This window comes from Streptomyces nogalater, assembly GCF_039532885.1.
GTDB classification, from domain to species: domain Bacteria; phylum Actinomycetota; class Actinomycetes; order Streptomycetales; family Streptomycetaceae; genus Streptomyces; species Streptomyces nogalater.
In genome coordinates this window covers 56,290-70,695 of record NZ_BAAASM010000006.1, presented here as the reverse complement: position 1 = coordinate 70,695, position 14,406 = coordinate 56,290, and the positions used below count along the sequence as shown (strand labels likewise).

The window sequence follows — 14,406 nt, the reverse complement described above, 5'->3', positions numbered from 1 at the left end:
GTACGGACACCGAAGGGCCCCCGGCCGTGTGCCGGGGGCCCTTTCGCGTGCGCGTGTTCTCAGAACGTGCCGAGCTTCACGATCGACAGCAGCGCGATCAGCTGGATCGCCGACGCCCCCAGCGCGCGCGGCCAGGGCAGGTCGTGGGAGCGGGAGACCATCAGGGTCAGCAGGGCGCCGGCGCCGATCCAGGTGGCCCAGCCGAGGATCTGGACGAAGCCGGCGTCGCCGCCGAAGAACATGGCGACGATCAGCCGGGGCGCGTCGGTGAGGGCCGTGATCAGCATGGACAGACCCACCGTGGGCTGCCAGGCGCCGTCGCCGCCGAGTTGGCGGGCCAGGGTGTGGGTGACCGCGCCCAGGACGAACAGGCCCAGCACCATCACGATCGCCGTCACCAGCACGATCGGCACCGCGTTGGACAGCGTCGCGCTGATCGCGTCCTGGCGGGCGCCGTCGAAGCCGAAGACGGCGAGCAGGCCGTAGAGGAAGGTCACGATGAGGGCGGGGATCCACATCGTGTAGTCCCGCATGCGCAGGAACGTGTCGTTCGGGGCGAGCACGATTCCCTTCAGCAGGTCCTTCCAGTGCAGCGGCGGGCCGATCGGGGCGGCCGGCGCCGGAGCCGAGCCGGCCTGGTAGGTCGCCCCCTGCGTGTAGCTCGCGGCCTCGTCGACCGAGAACGCCTGGGTGTGGCCCGGCTGGTTCGCCGCGTAGGGGTCGTGCCCGCCGTGGCCGCCGCCCTGGTGGCCGCCGTCGCCGAAGTACTCGGGGCCGTCGTCCGCGGGGCCCGGGTAGCCGTAGGGCTGTCCCTGATGCGGGTACGGCGGCTGTGGCGCCGACGGGTAGCCGTACGAGGGGCCCGCGGGACCCGAGGGGCCCGGGCGGCCGTACGGCGGCTGCCCGTACGCCGGTCCCCCGGGCTGTGCGGGGCCGTGCCCGTGTCCGTACGCCGGTCCCTGGGGCGCCTGCTGTCCTTGGGGGGTACGGTCGTCCCGGCCCCCGCGTCCGATCCTGAATCCAGCCACGTCATCGAACGTACCTGGTCCGGACGGCCCGCGTGACGGGGCCTGTGGCCTTCGCCCGGCTTTGCGGCCGACCTGTGACATCCCCTAGGGGACTGTCCGGCGTCCCACCCCGAATTCCCTCGGGGTTCCGCGTCGTTCGGCGGGGGGTCATGGTCCAGGATGGGTCCATGAGCGTAGTGAAGATCAACGTGTTGACCGTTCCCGCCGAGCAGCGGGAGGTGCTGGAGAAGCGGTTCGCCTCGCGGGCCCACGCGGTGGAGAACTCCGACGGCTTCGAGTGGTTCGAGCTGCTGCGGCCCGTGGAGGGCACCGACCAGTACCTCGTCTACACCCGCTGGCGGGACGAGGAGTCCTTCCAGGCCTGGATGGAGGGGCCGATGAAGGCCGCGCACCAGGGCGGCGGCGCGGGCGGGGGCGAGGGCGGCGAGCGCCCGAAGCCGGCGGCCTCCGGCTCGACCCTGTGGTCCTTCGACGTGGTCCAGCAGGCCGGCCCCAAGGGCGCCTGAGCCGGATTCGCGACGGATACCGGTCCCGGTCACGGATCCCGCCGGGAACACGAACGGCGCCCCCTGCCTGTGCGAAGCAGGGGGCGCCGTACGCGGGGGAGCGGAGCTACTTCACCGGCTCCGGCTCCGGCTCGCTCTCGGCTTCCTTGTCGCCCGCCGGGTCGGCCGGCGTCTTGACGGAGTCGAGCAGCAGCTGGGCCACGTCCACCACCTGGATGGACTCCTTGGCCTTGCCGTCGTTCTTCTTGCCGTTCACCGAGTCGGTGAGCATCACCAGGCAGAACGGGCAGGCGGTGGAGACGATGTCGGGGTTCAGGGACAGCGCCTCGTCCACGCGCTCGTTGTTGATGCGCTTGCCGATCCGCTCCTCCATCCACATCCGCGCGCCGCCGGCGCCGCAGCAGAAGCCGCGCTCCTTGTGGCGGTGCATCTCCTCGTTCCTGAGGCCCGGGACCTTGCCGATGATCTCGCGCGGGGGCGTGTAGATCTTGTTGTGGCGGCCCAGGTAGCAGGGGTCGTGGTAGGTGATGATGCCCTCGACCGGGGTGACGGGGATCAGCTTGCCCTCGTCCACCAGGTGCTGGAGCAGCTGGGTGTGGTGGATGACCTCGTAGTCGCCGCCGAGCTGCGGGTACTCGTTGCCGAGCGTGTTCAGGCAGTGCGGGCAGGTGGCGACGATCTTCTTCGCCGACTTCGGCTTCTTCGACTCCGGCGTGACCTTGCCCTCGTCGTCCAGCTCCTCGCCGAACGCCGTGTTCAGGGCCATGACGTTCTCCATGCCGAGCTGCTGGAACAGCGGCTCGTTGCCGAGGCGGCGGGCGGAGTCACCGGTGCACTTCTCGTCGCCGCCCATGATCGCGAACTTCACGCCCGCGATGTGCAGCAGCTCGGCGAAGGCCTTGGTGGTCTTCTTCGCGCGGTCCTCCAGGGCACCGGCGCAGCCGACCCAGTACAGGTACTCGACCTCGGTGAGGTCCTCGATGTCCTTGCCGACGACCGGGACCTCGAAGTCGACCTCCTTGGTCCACTCCAGGCGCTGCTTCTTCGCCAGGCCCCAGGGGTTGCCCTTCTTCTCCAGGTTCTTGAGCATCGTGCCCGCCTCGGACGGGAACGCGGACTCGATCATCACCTGGTAGCGGCGCATGTCGACGATGTGGTCGACGTGCTCGATGTCCACCGGGCACTGCTCGACGCAGGCGCCGCAGGTGGTGCAGGACCACAGCACGTCCGGGTCGATGACGCCGTTCTCCTCGGCGGTGCCGATCAGGGGGCGCTCGGCCTCGGCCAGCGCGGCGGCGGGGACCGAGGCGAGCTGCTCCTCGGACGCCTTCTCCTCGCCCTCCATGGTCTTGCCGCCGCCCGCGAGCAGGTACGGCGCCTTGGCGTGCGCGTGGTCCCGCAGGGACATGATCAGCAGCTTGGGGGAGAGCGGCTTGCCGGTGTTCCAGGCGGGGCACTGCGACTGGCAGCGGCCGCACTCGGTGCAGGTGGAGAAGTCCAGCAGGCCCTTCCAGGAGAACTGCTCGACCTGGGAGACGCCGAAGACGTCGTCCTCGCCCGGGTCCTCGAAGTCGATCGGCTTGCCGCCCGAGGTCATCGGCTGGAGCGCGCCGAGCGCGGTGGAGCCGTCGGCGTTGCGCTTGAACCAGATGTTCGGGAAGGCCAGGAAGCGGTGCCAGGCCACACCCATGTCGGTCTTCAGCGAGACCGTGATCATCCAGATGAAGCTGGTCGCGATCTTCAGGCCGGCGAAGAAGTAGGTGAGGTTCTGGAGGGTGGAGAGGTCCATCTCCCGCAGCCAGGCGACGACCGGGTACGAGATGAAGAACGAGGCCTCGTAGCCGTCCACGTGGTGCTGGGCGCCTTCGAGGGCGTGCAGCATGAAGATGCAGACGCCGACGATGAGGATGACGGTCTCGACGAAGTACGCCTGGCCGAAGTTGGAGCCGGCGAAGCGGGACTTGCGGCCCGGGTCGCGCGGGTGGCTCAGCTGGCGGATCGCGATCAGCACGAGGATGCCGATCACGGTCATCGTGCCGATGAACTCGACGTAGACGTTGTACGGTGCCCAGTCGCCGAGGACCGGCAGGATCCAGTCCGCCTTGAACAGCTGCCCGAAGGCGTTGACGATCGTCAGCAGCAGGGTGAAGAAACCGACGGCGACGAACCAGTGCGCCACGCCGACGATGCCCCAGCGGTTCATGCGGGTGTGGCCGAGGAACTCCCGGACCACGGTCATGGTGCGCTGTGTGGGATCGTTGGTCCGCGTGCCGGCCGGTACCGGCTGGCCCAGCCGCATGTGGTTGTAGATCTGGAGGAGGGCGCGGCCGAACAGTGCCACGCCGACCACGATCAGGACCAGCGACACGATGATCGCGGCGAGTTGCATTGGGGCTCCTGAAGCGGCCTCGGTCGGAACGAGCTGTCTGGGCTGACGAACATTACTAAGCGGTAACTTATGCAGTCCGTCTGAGACTACCCCCATCTTCCGTCGGGATGCAGCAGAGCGCGGGGTGATCTGGGTCGCCGCCAGGCAATCGGATCGTGTTATTCGTACCGAATTGATACTTTCGCCCCTACCTTAGAGCCGTGCTCTACGGGATCGCCGCCGCCACCGCAGCCCTCCTCCTGACCGCCGTGCTCGCCGCGGCGCTCCGGGCGCCCGCCCTGCGGGCCGGGATCCTCGACCGGCGCCGGCAGCGTCCCCTCCCGCTGCTCGGCGGGCTCGCCGTCGTGGTCGTCACCTGCCTGGTCGCCGGGGTGGGCCAGTGGACCCGGGTGGCCCTGCTCGGGGAGGGCGTCGGGGAACTGCTGGCGGCCGCCGCCGCGATCGCCGCCCTGGGCCTGGTGGCCGACGTATGGCGGTTGCGCGCGCGGGTGCTCGCCGCCGGGACGGCCGTGGCGGCGGCCTGGGTGGTGCCCTACGACGACACGGGCGTGCCCGGCGGGATGCTGGCCGTCGGCTGGATCGTGCTCACCACCCTCGCGTTCCGGGGGCTCGACCACGCCGACGGGCTGGCCGGGACGGTCGGGGTGATCACCGCCTTCGGGGTGGGCGCCTGCGCCGCCGCCGAGGTGATGGACGGTCTCGCCGTACTGCTGAGCGTGGTCGCCGCCGCCCTCACCGGCTTCCTGATGCACAACTGGCATCCCGCGCGGATCGGCCTCGGCGCGTGCGGCTCGCTGTTCACCGGGTTCGTGCTCTCCTCCGCCGTCGTCTTCACGCGCGCGGGGTACGCGCTCGGGCCGAGCGCGGCGGTGGTGTTCTGCCTGGGTGCCGTGGCCGTCGCCGACGCCCTGCTCGTGGTGTTCGCCCGGACCACCGCCCGGCGCCCGCTGCTGCGGCGCGGCCCGGACCATCTCGCGCACCGGCTGCGCCGGCTCGGGCTCGCCCCGCAGGGCGCGGTCGTGCTGCTGGGGGCCGCCTCGTTCTCCTCGGTGCTGGTGGGGGTACTGGTGCACGCGGGGTGGACCGGGAAGGGGGCCGCGCTGTGGGTGGCCGGCGCGGTCGTCGTCACCGTGGTGGTTCTCGTCCTCCTCCGGGTGCCTGTCCAGCAACCTCCTCGCACGGCATCCACGCAGGTCAGCGGGCACTTGCGTGTAAGGAGCGGATAAGAGTTGAGTCTGATGGGCTCAGGTCTGTTGACCCAGAGGTTCTCCTCGGGCACACTTGAGCCTGTTCCACTCAAGTCAGCTGGAGGAATCAACCATGGCACGTGCGGTCGGCATCGACCTGGGCACGACTAACTCCGTCGTCAGCGTTCTGGAGGGCGGCGAGCCCACCGTCATCACCAACGCCGAGGGCGCCAGGACCACGCCGTCCGTCGTCGCCTTCGCCAAGAACGGCGAGGTGCTCGTCGGCGAGGTGGCCAAGCGCCAGGCGGTCACCAACGTCGACCGGACCATCCGGTCCGTCAAGCGCCACATGGGCACCGACTGGAAGATCGCGCTGGACGGGAAGGACTTCAACCCGCAGCAGATCTCCGCGTTCATCCTGCAGAAGCTGAAGCGGGACGCCGAGGCCTACCTGGGCGAGAAGGTCACGGACGCGGTCATCACCGTCCCGGCCTACTTCAACGACTCCGAGCGCCAGGCGACGAAGGAGGCCGGCGAGATCGCCGGTCTGAACGTCCTGCGGATCGTCAACGAGCCGACCGCCGCGGCGCTCGCCTACGGCCTCGACAAGGACGACCAGACCATCCTCGTCTTCGACCTCGGCGGCGGCACCTTCGACGTGTCGCTGCTGGAGATCGGTGACGGCGTCGTCGAGGTGAAGGCCACCAACGGTGACAACCACCTCGGTGGTGACGACTGGGACCAGCGCGTCGTCGACTACCTGGTCAAGCAGTTCCAGTCCGGTCACGGCGTGGACCTGTCCAAGGACAAGATGGCCCTCCAGCGCCTGCGCGAGGCCGCCGAGAAGGCCAAGATCGAGCTGTCCTCCTCCACCGAGACCTCGATCAACCTGCCGTACATCACGGCGTCCGCCGAGGGCCCGCTGCACCTGGACGAGAAGCTCACCCGCGCCCAGTTCCAGCAGCTGACGGCCGACCTGCTGGAGCGCTGCAAGACGCCGTTCCACAACGTCATCAAGGACGCCGGCATCTCCATCAACGACATCGACCACGTCGTGCTCGTCGGTGGCTCCACCCGTATGCCCGCCGTCGCCGAACTGGTCAAGGAGCTGACCGGCGGCAAGGAGGCCAACAAGGGTGTGAACCCGGACGAGGTCGTCGCCATCGGCGCCTCGCTCCAGGCCGGTGTCCTCAAGGGCGAGGTCAAGGACGTCCTGCTGCTCGACGTCACCCCGCTGTCCCTCGGCATCGAGACCAAGGGCGGCATCATGACCAAGCTGATCGAGCGCAACACCACGATCCCGACCAAGCGCTCGGAGATCTTCACCACGGCCGAGGACAACCAGCCGTCGGTGCAGATTCAGGTCTACCAGGGCGAGCGCGAGATCGCGGCGTACAACAAGAAGCTCGGCATGTTCGAGCTGACCGGTCTGCCGCCGGCGCCGCGCGGCGTCCCGCAGATCGAGGTCTCCTTCGACATCGACGCCAACGGCATCATGCACGTCACGGCGAAGGACCTCGGCACCGGCAAGGAGCAGAAGATGACCGTCACCGGCGGCTCCTCGCTCCCGAAGGAAGAGGTCGACCGCATGCGCGAGGAGGCCGAGCGTTACGCGGAGGAGGACCACAAGCGCCGCGAGGCCGCCGAGACCCGCAACCAGGGCGAGCAGCTCGTCTACCAGACCGAGAAGTTCCTCAAGGACAACGAGGACAAGGTCCCCGGTGAGGTCAAGACCGAGGTGGAGTCCGCCGTCGCCGAGCTGAAGGAGAAGCTCAAGGGCGAGGACACCGCCGAGATCCGCACCGCCACCGAGAAGGTCGCGGCCGTCTCGCAGAAGCTGGGCCAGGCCCTGTACGCCGACGCCCAGGGCGCCCAGGCCGCCGGCGGCGCCCCCGCCGGTGACGCCAAGGACGACGACGTCGTGGACGCCGAGATCGTGGACGACGAGCGCAAGGACGGTGCCGCGTGACGGAGGAGACCCCGGGCTTCGAGGAGAAGAAGTCCGACGTCCCCTCCGGCGCCACCTCCGACGACGCCGAGCCGAAGGCCGCCCCCGAGGAGGGGGCGGCCCCGGCCGGGGACGGGAACGCAGACAACGCCGGCCTGGTCGCCCAGCTGGACCAGGTGCGCACGGCGCTCGGCGAGCGCACGGCGGACCTCCAGCGCCTCCAGGCCGAGTACCAGAACTACCGCCGCCGCGTCGAGCGCGACCGGGCCGCGGTCAAGGAGATCGCCGTGGCGAACCTCCTGACCGAGCTGCTGCCGGTGCTCGACGACATCGGCCGGGCACGGGAACACGGCGAACTGGTCGGCGGCTTCAAGTCGGTGGCCGAGTCGCTGGAGACCGTCGCGGCCAAGATGGGCCTGCAGCAGTTCGGCAAGGAAGGCGAGCCCTTCGACCCGACGATCCACGAGGCCCTGATGCACTCCTACGCGCCGGACGTCACGGAGACGACCTGCGTGGCGATCCTCCAGCCGGGGTATCGCATCGGCGAGCGCACCATCCGCCCCGCGCGGGTGGCCGTGGCCGAGCCGCAGCCCGGCGCGCAGACCGTCAAGGGGGACCAGGCGGAGGACGCCGAGGAGAACACCGCGGCGGACGGCGACAAGGAGAACGGTGGCCCGGACGAGGGCTGACGTGACAACACAGGGGAAGGAGGGACGTCGGGGATGAGCACCAAGGACTTCATCGAGAAGGACTACTACAAGGTCCTCGGCGTCCCCAAGGACGCCACCGAGGCCGAGATCAAGAAGGCGTACCGGAAGCTCGCCCGCGAGTTCCACCCGGACGCCAACAAGGGCAACGCCAAGGCCGAGGAGCGCTTCAAGGAGATCTCCGAGGCGAACGACATCCTCGGTGACCCCAAGAAGCGCAAGGAGTACGACGAGGCGCGCGCGCTGTTCGGCAACGGCGGCTTCCGTCCGGGGCCGGGCGCGGCCGGCGGCTCCTTCAACTTCGACCTGGGCGACCTGTTCGGCGGCGCCGCCCAGGGCGGAGGCTTCGGCGGCGGAATCGGTGACGTCTTCGGGGGCCTGTTCAACCGCGGCGGCGCCGCGGGTCCGCGGACCCAGCCCCGGCGCGGCCAGGACGTCGAGTCCGAGGTGACGCTGAGCTTCACGGAGGCCATCGAGGGCGCCACGGTGCCGCTGCGGATGTCCTCCCAGGCGCCCTGCAAGGCCTGTTCGGGCACCGGCGACAAGAACGGCACACCGCGGGTGTGCCCGACCTGCGTCGGCACCGGACAGGTCGCGCGGGGCTCCGGCGGCGGTTTCTCGCTCACCGACCCCTGCCCCGACTGCAAGGGCCGCGGCCTGATCGCCGAGCACCCCTGCGAGGAGTGCAAGGGCAGCGGGCGCGCCAAGTCGTCGCGGACCATGCAGGTCCGCATCCCCGCGGGGGTGACCGACGGCCAGCGCATCCGGCTGCGCGGCAAGGGCGCGCCCGGCGAGCGCGGCGGCCCGGCCGGCGATCTGTACGTGGTCGTCCATGTCGGGGAGCACCCGGTGTTCGGGCGCAAGGGCGACAACCTCACCGTCACCGTGCCGGTGACGTATCCCGAGGCGGCCCTCGGCGGCGAGGTGCGGGTGCCGACCCTCGGCGGTCCGCCCGTCACCCTGAAACTGCCCCCCGGCACCCCGAACGGCCGTACGATGCGGGCCCGGGGCAAGGGCGCGGTCCGCAAGGACGGCACCCGCGGCGATCTGCTGGTCACCGTGGAGGTGCGTGTTCCCACGGACCTGTCGGGGAAGGCTCGTGACGCCCTGGAGGCGTATCGCGAGGCGACCGCGGGCGAGGACCCGCGGGCGGAGCTGTTCGAGGCCGCGAAGGGAGCTTGACAGAGATGGATGGCCGTCGTCCCCGCCAGCGCGGTGGTTTCTCACCGTACGAACTGACCGATGAGACCCCGGTCTACGTCATCTCGGTGGCCGCCCAGCTCTCCGGACTCCACCCGCAGACGCTGCGCCAGTACGACCGCCTGGGTCTGGTCTCTCCCGACCGCACCGCGGGCCGGGGGCGGCGCTACTCGGCCCGGGACATCGAACTGCTGCGCCAGGTGCAGCAGTTGTCGCAGGACGAGGGCATCAACCTGGCCGGCATCAAGCGGATCATCGAGCTGGAGAACCAGGTCGCCGCGCTCCAGTCCCGGGTCGCGGAGCTGGAGGCGGCCCTGGACGGCGCGGCGGCGGCGATGCGGCAGCGCGAGGCCGCGGTGCACGCCTCCTACCGGCGCGACCTGGTGCCGTACCAGGAGGTCCAGCAGACCAGCGCGCTGGTGGTGTGGCGGCCGAAGCGGCAGCAGCAGGACTGACGGCGCGCACCGCGCGTGAGGAGGGGCCCGGGTGTACCCGGGCCCCTTTTCGCTGGGTGCGCGGCTGGCCGGGTTCTTTCGTTCCCGTGAGCGAGCCGGAGCGCGGCTCGGGGCAGCCGGTGATCGCGACTCGTGGTGAACCGGGCCGGTTGTGCGGATCTGCTCCGCCCGCGAACTTCCGCGAGGTGGAGGGTGGGTAAAGACCCCTTGCAGGTGGTTTCGCGTGACCTTCACAGAGGAAGCTGAGCGTGGTGTTGCGCACTCGTTAAGTGATTTTTCTTGACGCCGGGTGTGCGCGCCGCGTTGTCTTTTCAGACACCTGGGTCGTAGCGCAGTACCCCTCCGTACCACACCTGAAGTGAGCCCCCGAATGCGTCGTATCGCCATGTCCGTGGCCGCCTCCACGATGACCCTCTCGCTCGCCGGCTGCGGCGTGCTGAACGCCACGGGGGACGGGGCGAGCGCGAGCCCGACCAAGGGCGACGACATCACCGTGGGCCTGCTGCTGCCGGAGAAGGCGAACACCCGCTACGACAAGTTCGACTACCCCATCATCAAGCGCAAGGTCGCCGAACTCACCGGGAACAAGGGCAAGGTCGAGTACGCCAACGCCGAGGCGAGCGCCGCCCGTCAGGCCGAGCAGCTGCGGAACCTGATCGACGGCAAGGCCGATGTCATCCTGCTGGACGCGGTGGACGCGCACGCCATCGCCGGCGAGGTGCAGAAGGCCAAGGACGCGGGCATCCCGGTCATCGCCTACGACCGCCTGGCCGAGGGCCCGATCGACGCCTACGTCTCCTTCGACAACGAGCTGGTCGGCGAGGTGCAGGGCCGGACCCTGCTGGAGGCGCTGGGGTCGACCGCCGACATCTCCGACAAGATCGTGATGATGAACGGCTCGCCCACCGACCCCAACGCCAAGCAGTTCAAGGAGGGCGCGCTCTCCGAGCTGAACGGCAAGGTGACGATCGCCGACAGCTACGACACCACGGACTGGAAGCCGGAGAACGCCGAGGCGAACATGGCCAAGGCGATCGCCAAGCTCGGCAAGGGCAACATCGCCGGGGTGTACTCCGCCAACGACGGCATGGCGGGCGGTGTCGTCAAGGCGCTGAAGGCGGCCGGTGTCACCAGTCTGCCCCCGGTCACCGGCCAGGACGCCGACCTGGACGCGGTGCAGCGGGTGGTGGCCGGCGAGCAGTACATGAGCGTCTACAAGTCCTACCCGGACGAGGCCGAGGCCGCCGCGCAGATGGCCGTGATGCGCATCCAGGGCAAGGACATCCAGTTCGACGCCCTCACCCAGGACCGGGTGGACAGCCCCACCGCCAAGGACATCCCGGCGCGGCTGCTCCAGGTGAGCGCGCTGACCAAGGACACCGTCAAGGACACGGTCATCGCGGACGGCATCTACTCGGCCGGTGACATCTGCACCGCGAGGTACAAGGCGGCCTGCGCGGCGATCGGGCTGAAGTAGCCGGTCCGGCGCGTGACCGGCGCTCCTGGGCCGCCGGTGCGCCGCCTTCGTCTTCTTGGTCCGATGTGAAGGGCGAGCGTCCCTCAAACCCGGGTGTAACGGGACCACTCGGGCGTCGTGCTCGGGGCACCCGTGTTGCGGAGCCGGACGGCGCCGCGCATAGTTGCGCTGCGGAAGTGGCAGCACACCGGGGGTGAAATGGGCGATGGCCGGGCGCGGGGCGGAGGAGCATCCTCACGGTGCCGACCGGCTGTGTGAGGCCGGGGATCGGGTGTACTCCCGTGCCGTGCGCCGGGGGCGGGTGCCGCGCTCGGACGCCGAGCCCGTGCCCTGCCTGCTGGACCTGGCGCTGCTGCACCCCGATCCCGACGACATGGACTGGCTGGTGCCGACCTCCCCGCAGGAGGTCATGACCCGGCTGCTGCGCGGGGTCTACGACGAGGTCAGCGCGAGCCAGCGGCGGGTGGGTTCGGCGGTGGCCGCCTTCGAGTGGTACGCGGGCCTGGGCCGGCAGCGCGACACCCTGGCGGCACCGTCCGAGGGCAGCGCCATCCGGGTCCTGGACGGGCTCGCCCGCATCCAGGCCGCGATGGACGAGGCGACCGAGGCGTGCACCACCGAGGTGCTCACCGTGCAGCCCGGCGGCATCCGGCGGGAGGCGGAGCTCACCGAGGGACTGCACCGGGCGCTGGCGCTGCGCGGCCGGGGGGTGCGCATGCGCGACCTGTACACGCATGTGGCGCGGCACGGGCAGGGGCTGCTGAACTACCTGGAGCTGATGGGCGACACGGTGGAGGCGCGGACCCTGGACGAGGTCATCGACCGGCTCATCCTCTTCGACCGCACGGTGGCCTTCATCCCCGCCAACACCGACCGCACGATGGCCCTGGAACTGCGCCACCCGGCGCTGGTGGAGTACCTGGTGACGGTCTTCGAGCGGCTGTGGCGGCTGGCCATCCCGCTGACGGCGCCGCTGCCGGACACCGGTATCGAGGGGATCTCGCACCGGGAGCAGTCCATCGCCGCGCTGCTGGCGGAGGGCCACCAGGACGCGGTGATCGCCGAGCGGCTGGGCATCAGCGTGCGTACCTGCCGGGCGCACATCGCCCGGCTGTCGGAGACCCTGGGCGCGGCCAGCCGGACCCAGCTCGGGGTGCGCATCGCCCAGGTGGGCCTGGACGGGCACCGCCCGCCCCGGCCGGCCGGGGCGCTGACCGGCGCGGACCCTGAACCCCCGGCGCGCTGAGCCGGGCGGGCGGTTCAGTGGCCGCGGTCCAGGATGCCGGACTGGGCGATGAGGTAGCCGAGCTGGGCGCGGCTGCCGCTGCCGAGGGCGTGGGCCAGCTTGGCGATGTGGGCCCGGCAGGTGCGCACGTTCATGCCGAGGCGGCGGGCGATGGCCTCGTCCACGTGCCCTTCGACGAGGAGCTTGGCTATGGAGTGCTGGACCTCGGTGATGCCGTCGGAGGCGGTCTCGTAGGGGGCGCCGGCGGTCAGCGGGACGGCGCGGGCCCACATGAACTCGAAGACCTTGATCAGGTAGCGGACGAGTCCGGGGTGGCGGAGTTCGAGCGCGATCTCGCCGTCGTCCCGGGTGGGGATGAAGGCCACCGTCTCGTCGCAGATGATGAGCCGCTCGGCCAGTTCGTCGATCGTCCGGTACTCCACCTTGCCGTCGGCGAACTGGGCCACGTAGGCCAGCGTCTCGGGGCTGTAGCGGGCGGGGTGCTGGTAGAGGGTGCGGATGCGGCAGCCGCGTTCGATCAGCGGGCGGTCGCGCTCCAGGGCCTTGGCGAGGGTGTGCTCCAGACGCCTGCGGCTCGGCTGGACGGTGAGCATCTCGCTCTGGCACTGGGACGTGGCCAGATCCAGTGCGGCGTTGATCCGGTCCAGGCCCTCCAGCACGGTGATCGAATGGGTGGTCGCCGTCGGCTGGGCGCTGATGCTCATGAACGGCTCGAAAGCGTCGGCGAGTTCGATGGACTCGCGGCGGCGCTGGGTGATCTCCTGCTCGATCGGGTTGAGCCGCTGGGCCAGGGCGATCGACGGGGGCACCGGGCGCAGCCAGTTGGGATCGTCGGGGTCGGGGTGGAGGAGGGCGAACTCCATCAGACAGGGCGCGGTTTCCACGTCGGTACGGGCTATGCGCCCCGTTCGGAGGGCATTCCCGTACAGACGGCTCCCTTCCTCGCACAGGTCGGTCAGCCCGTGGGGATGTGTCCGTTTAATCTCGTTTATCGCCAAATCTCCACCCCCCAGGGTCATGAACGTGCAGGAACATGATGCATCGTTTGTGTGGCCATGACGTGCCGGAATGGGCCATCGTCGTATCTGGACGGGGGAGAGGTGACCTTCACATGAGGACGAAGCCGACTATGCATAAGACAATGCTTCGCTCGGCGCTTGTCGCCGCCTTCTCCGCCGCCTTGGCCTTCGGTGTACTGACCGGTCATGCGGGGGCGGAGGATGCTGTCGCGCAGGACAGCAGTTGGCGCGTACAGGCCGCTGCCGGCGCCGTCGCCGGTGACAGCAGCTGGGTGATCGTGGCGTCCGATGTCCCGGGTGACAGCTCGTGGGTCCCCCCGGCGGACAGCAGTTGGGCCGTGCGGTCATGACCACTCCACCAGACGACCGCTCCTTCCGTCGTGAAATGGCCACCGCCTACCGGTCCGGCTGGCATTTCATCGACCTGGTCACCGCCATCCCCCACAGCGGTGATTCGCTGATGGTGACCGTGTTCGGGGAGCCGGTCGTCGTCACCCGGGACGAGGACGGAGACGTGCGGGCGTACCGGTGCCTGCGCAGGCCGCGTGGTGCCCCACAGCCGGTGCGGTGCGCCATCCGGTACGGAATGATCTTTGTGAACCTGGACCAGCGGGACCACCGGCTGAGCGAGCCGGTGGAGTCCGACCTGAGGACCATCTCGGCCACCCCCCGCAGTGCCTGACGCGATTCCCCCGTCGTAAAAGATCGCTCAGGTACTTCCCCCCGCAGCGGCGTCACCGTGACCTGAACACGGTGACGCCGCTGCCGTTTGCGGGGATATATCGAGGTATGCAGACATTTCCATGCTGGCCGAAAATCGCCTCTTCTCAGGCGTTCCCGAGCGCCCGGCCGACCTCGATCTCGATCACCACGCGCCCCGGGTTGGGCCGGGGCGCGCGCTGATAGCGCTCGGCGTAGCGCCGCTCCGCCTCGGCCACCCGCTCCGGCTCGGTCCGCACCCGCGCCCGGCCCTCCAGGGTCGCCCAGCGCCGGCCGTCCACCTGGCACACCGCGACCCGGGCGCCCTCTTCACCGGCCGCCGCCACGTACCGGGCCTTCGCGCTGGTCCCGCTGGTGATCACCCGGGCCAGCCCGGCCCCGGCGTCGTACGTCACCCCCACCGGCACCACATGCGGGCTGCCGTCCGGGCGCAGGGTCGTCAGGGTGCACAGATGCCGTTCGCGCCAGAAGGCGAGGTACGACTCTCCGGGGGCAGTCGGGTCCTTGGAGTGCCTGGTCATGCG

At 70.1% G+C, this 14,406-nt stretch carries 13 protein-coding genes; 9 read left to right on the top strand and 4 right to left on the bottom strand.

The window, feature by feature from the left end; all coding sequences use genetic code 11:
* Positions 1–59 precede the first annotated feature (59 nt).
* Positions 60–1,109 (bottom strand): YIP1 family protein, encoded by a 1,050-nt coding sequence (locus ABD350_RS06100; protein WP_344346716.1) that lies wholly within the window; start codon positions 1,107–1,109, stop codon positions 60–62.
* A gap of 86 nt (positions 1,110–1,195) precedes the next feature.
* Between ABD350_RS06100 and ABD350_RS06095 the strand changes: the two genes are divergently transcribed.
* Positions 1,196–1,534, top strand: coding sequence for an antibiotic biosynthesis monooxygenase family protein (locus ABD350_RS06095; RefSeq protein WP_344346714.1), 339 nt, complete (start codon positions 1,196–1,198; stop codon positions 1,532–1,534).
* A gap of 106 nt (positions 1,535–1,640) precedes the next feature.
* Here the strand turns inward: ABD350_RS06095 and ABD350_RS06090 are convergent, their stop codons facing one another.
* Positions 1,641–3,923, bottom strand: a complete 2,283-nt coding sequence (locus ABD350_RS06090; RefSeq protein ID WP_344346713.1) for a (Fe-S)-binding protein — start codon at positions 3,921–3,923, stop codon at positions 1,641–1,643.
* Between the two features lie 200 nt (positions 3,924–4,123).
* On the opposite strand from ABD350_RS06090, the gene ABD350_RS06085 reads away from it, so the two are divergent.
* The 7 genes from ABD350_RS06085 (at position 4,124) to ABD350_RS06055 (ending at position 12,143) form a co-directional block, all read left to right on the top strand.
* Entirely contained in the window at positions 4,124–5,149 is a 1,026-nt protein-coding gene (locus ABD350_RS06085; RefSeq protein WP_344346712.1) for an MraY family glycosyltransferase, read from the top strand.
* A 94-nt stretch (positions 5,150–5,243) separates the two neighbouring features.
* Positions 5,244–7,079: a molecular chaperone DnaK gene (gene dnaK / locus ABD350_RS06080; RefSeq protein ID WP_344346711.1), complete on the top strand. Its 1,836-nt coding sequence runs from the start codon at positions 5,244–5,246 to the stop codon at positions 7,077–7,079.
* Positions 7,076–7,747 carry a nucleotide exchange factor GrpE gene (gene grpE / locus ABD350_RS06075; protein ID WP_344346710.1) on the top strand — a complete coding sequence of 224 codons (672 nt, stop codon included), beginning with the start codon at positions 7,076–7,078 and terminating at the stop codon, positions 7,745–7,747. Before dnaK ends, grpE begins: the two co-directional genes overlap by 4 nt.
* A 33-nt stretch (positions 7,748–7,780) precedes the next feature.
* A complete protein-coding gene (gene dnaJ, locus ABD350_RS06070; RefSeq protein ID WP_344346709.1) occupies positions 7,781–8,947 on the top strand; it encodes a molecular chaperone DnaJ in 1,167 nt (388 codons plus the stop codon).
* Between the two features lie 5 nt (positions 8,948–8,952).
* Positions 8,953–9,420 carry a heat shock protein transcriptional repressor HspR gene (locus ABD350_RS06065; RefSeq protein WP_030790825.1) on the top strand — a complete coding sequence of 156 codons (468 nt, stop codon included), beginning with the start codon at positions 8,953–8,955 and terminating at the stop codon, positions 9,418–9,420.
* Positions 9,421–9,790: 370 nt separating this feature from the next.
* Entirely contained in the window at positions 9,791–10,897 is a 1,107-nt protein-coding gene (locus tag ABD350_RS06060) for a sugar ABC transporter substrate-binding protein (protein ID WP_344346708.1), read from the top strand.
* Positions 10,898–11,102: 205 nt separating this feature from the next.
* A complete protein-coding gene (locus ABD350_RS06055) occupies positions 11,103–12,143 on the top strand; it encodes a helix-turn-helix transcriptional regulator (RefSeq protein WP_344346707.1) in 1,041 nt (346 codons plus the stop codon).
* A gap of 14 nt (positions 12,144–12,157) precedes the next feature.
* Here ABD350_RS06055 and ABD350_RS06050 read toward each other — a convergent pair whose 3' ends face one another.
* Positions 12,158–13,162 (bottom strand): helix-turn-helix transcriptional regulator, encoded by a 1,005-nt coding sequence (locus ABD350_RS06050; protein ID WP_344346706.1) that lies wholly within the window; start codon positions 13,160–13,162, stop codon positions 12,158–12,160.
* Positions 13,163–13,508: 346 nt separating this feature from the next.
* Here ABD350_RS06050 and ABD350_RS06045 point away from each other — a divergent pair, with 346 nt between their 5' ends.
* On the top strand, positions 13,509–13,844 hold the full coding sequence (locus ABD350_RS06045; RefSeq protein WP_030620617.1) for a Rieske (2Fe-2S) protein: 336 nt from the start codon (positions 13,509–13,511) through the stop codon (positions 13,842–13,844).
* A gap of 145 nt (positions 13,845–13,989) precedes the next feature.
* Here ABD350_RS06045 and ABD350_RS06040 read toward each other — a convergent pair whose 3' ends face one another.
* On the bottom strand, positions 13,990–14,403 hold the full coding sequence (locus ABD350_RS06040; protein ID WP_344346705.1) for a pyridoxamine 5'-phosphate oxidase family protein: 414 nt from the start codon (positions 14,401–14,403) through the stop codon (positions 13,990–13,992).
* Positions 14,404–14,406 lie beyond the last annotated feature (3 nt).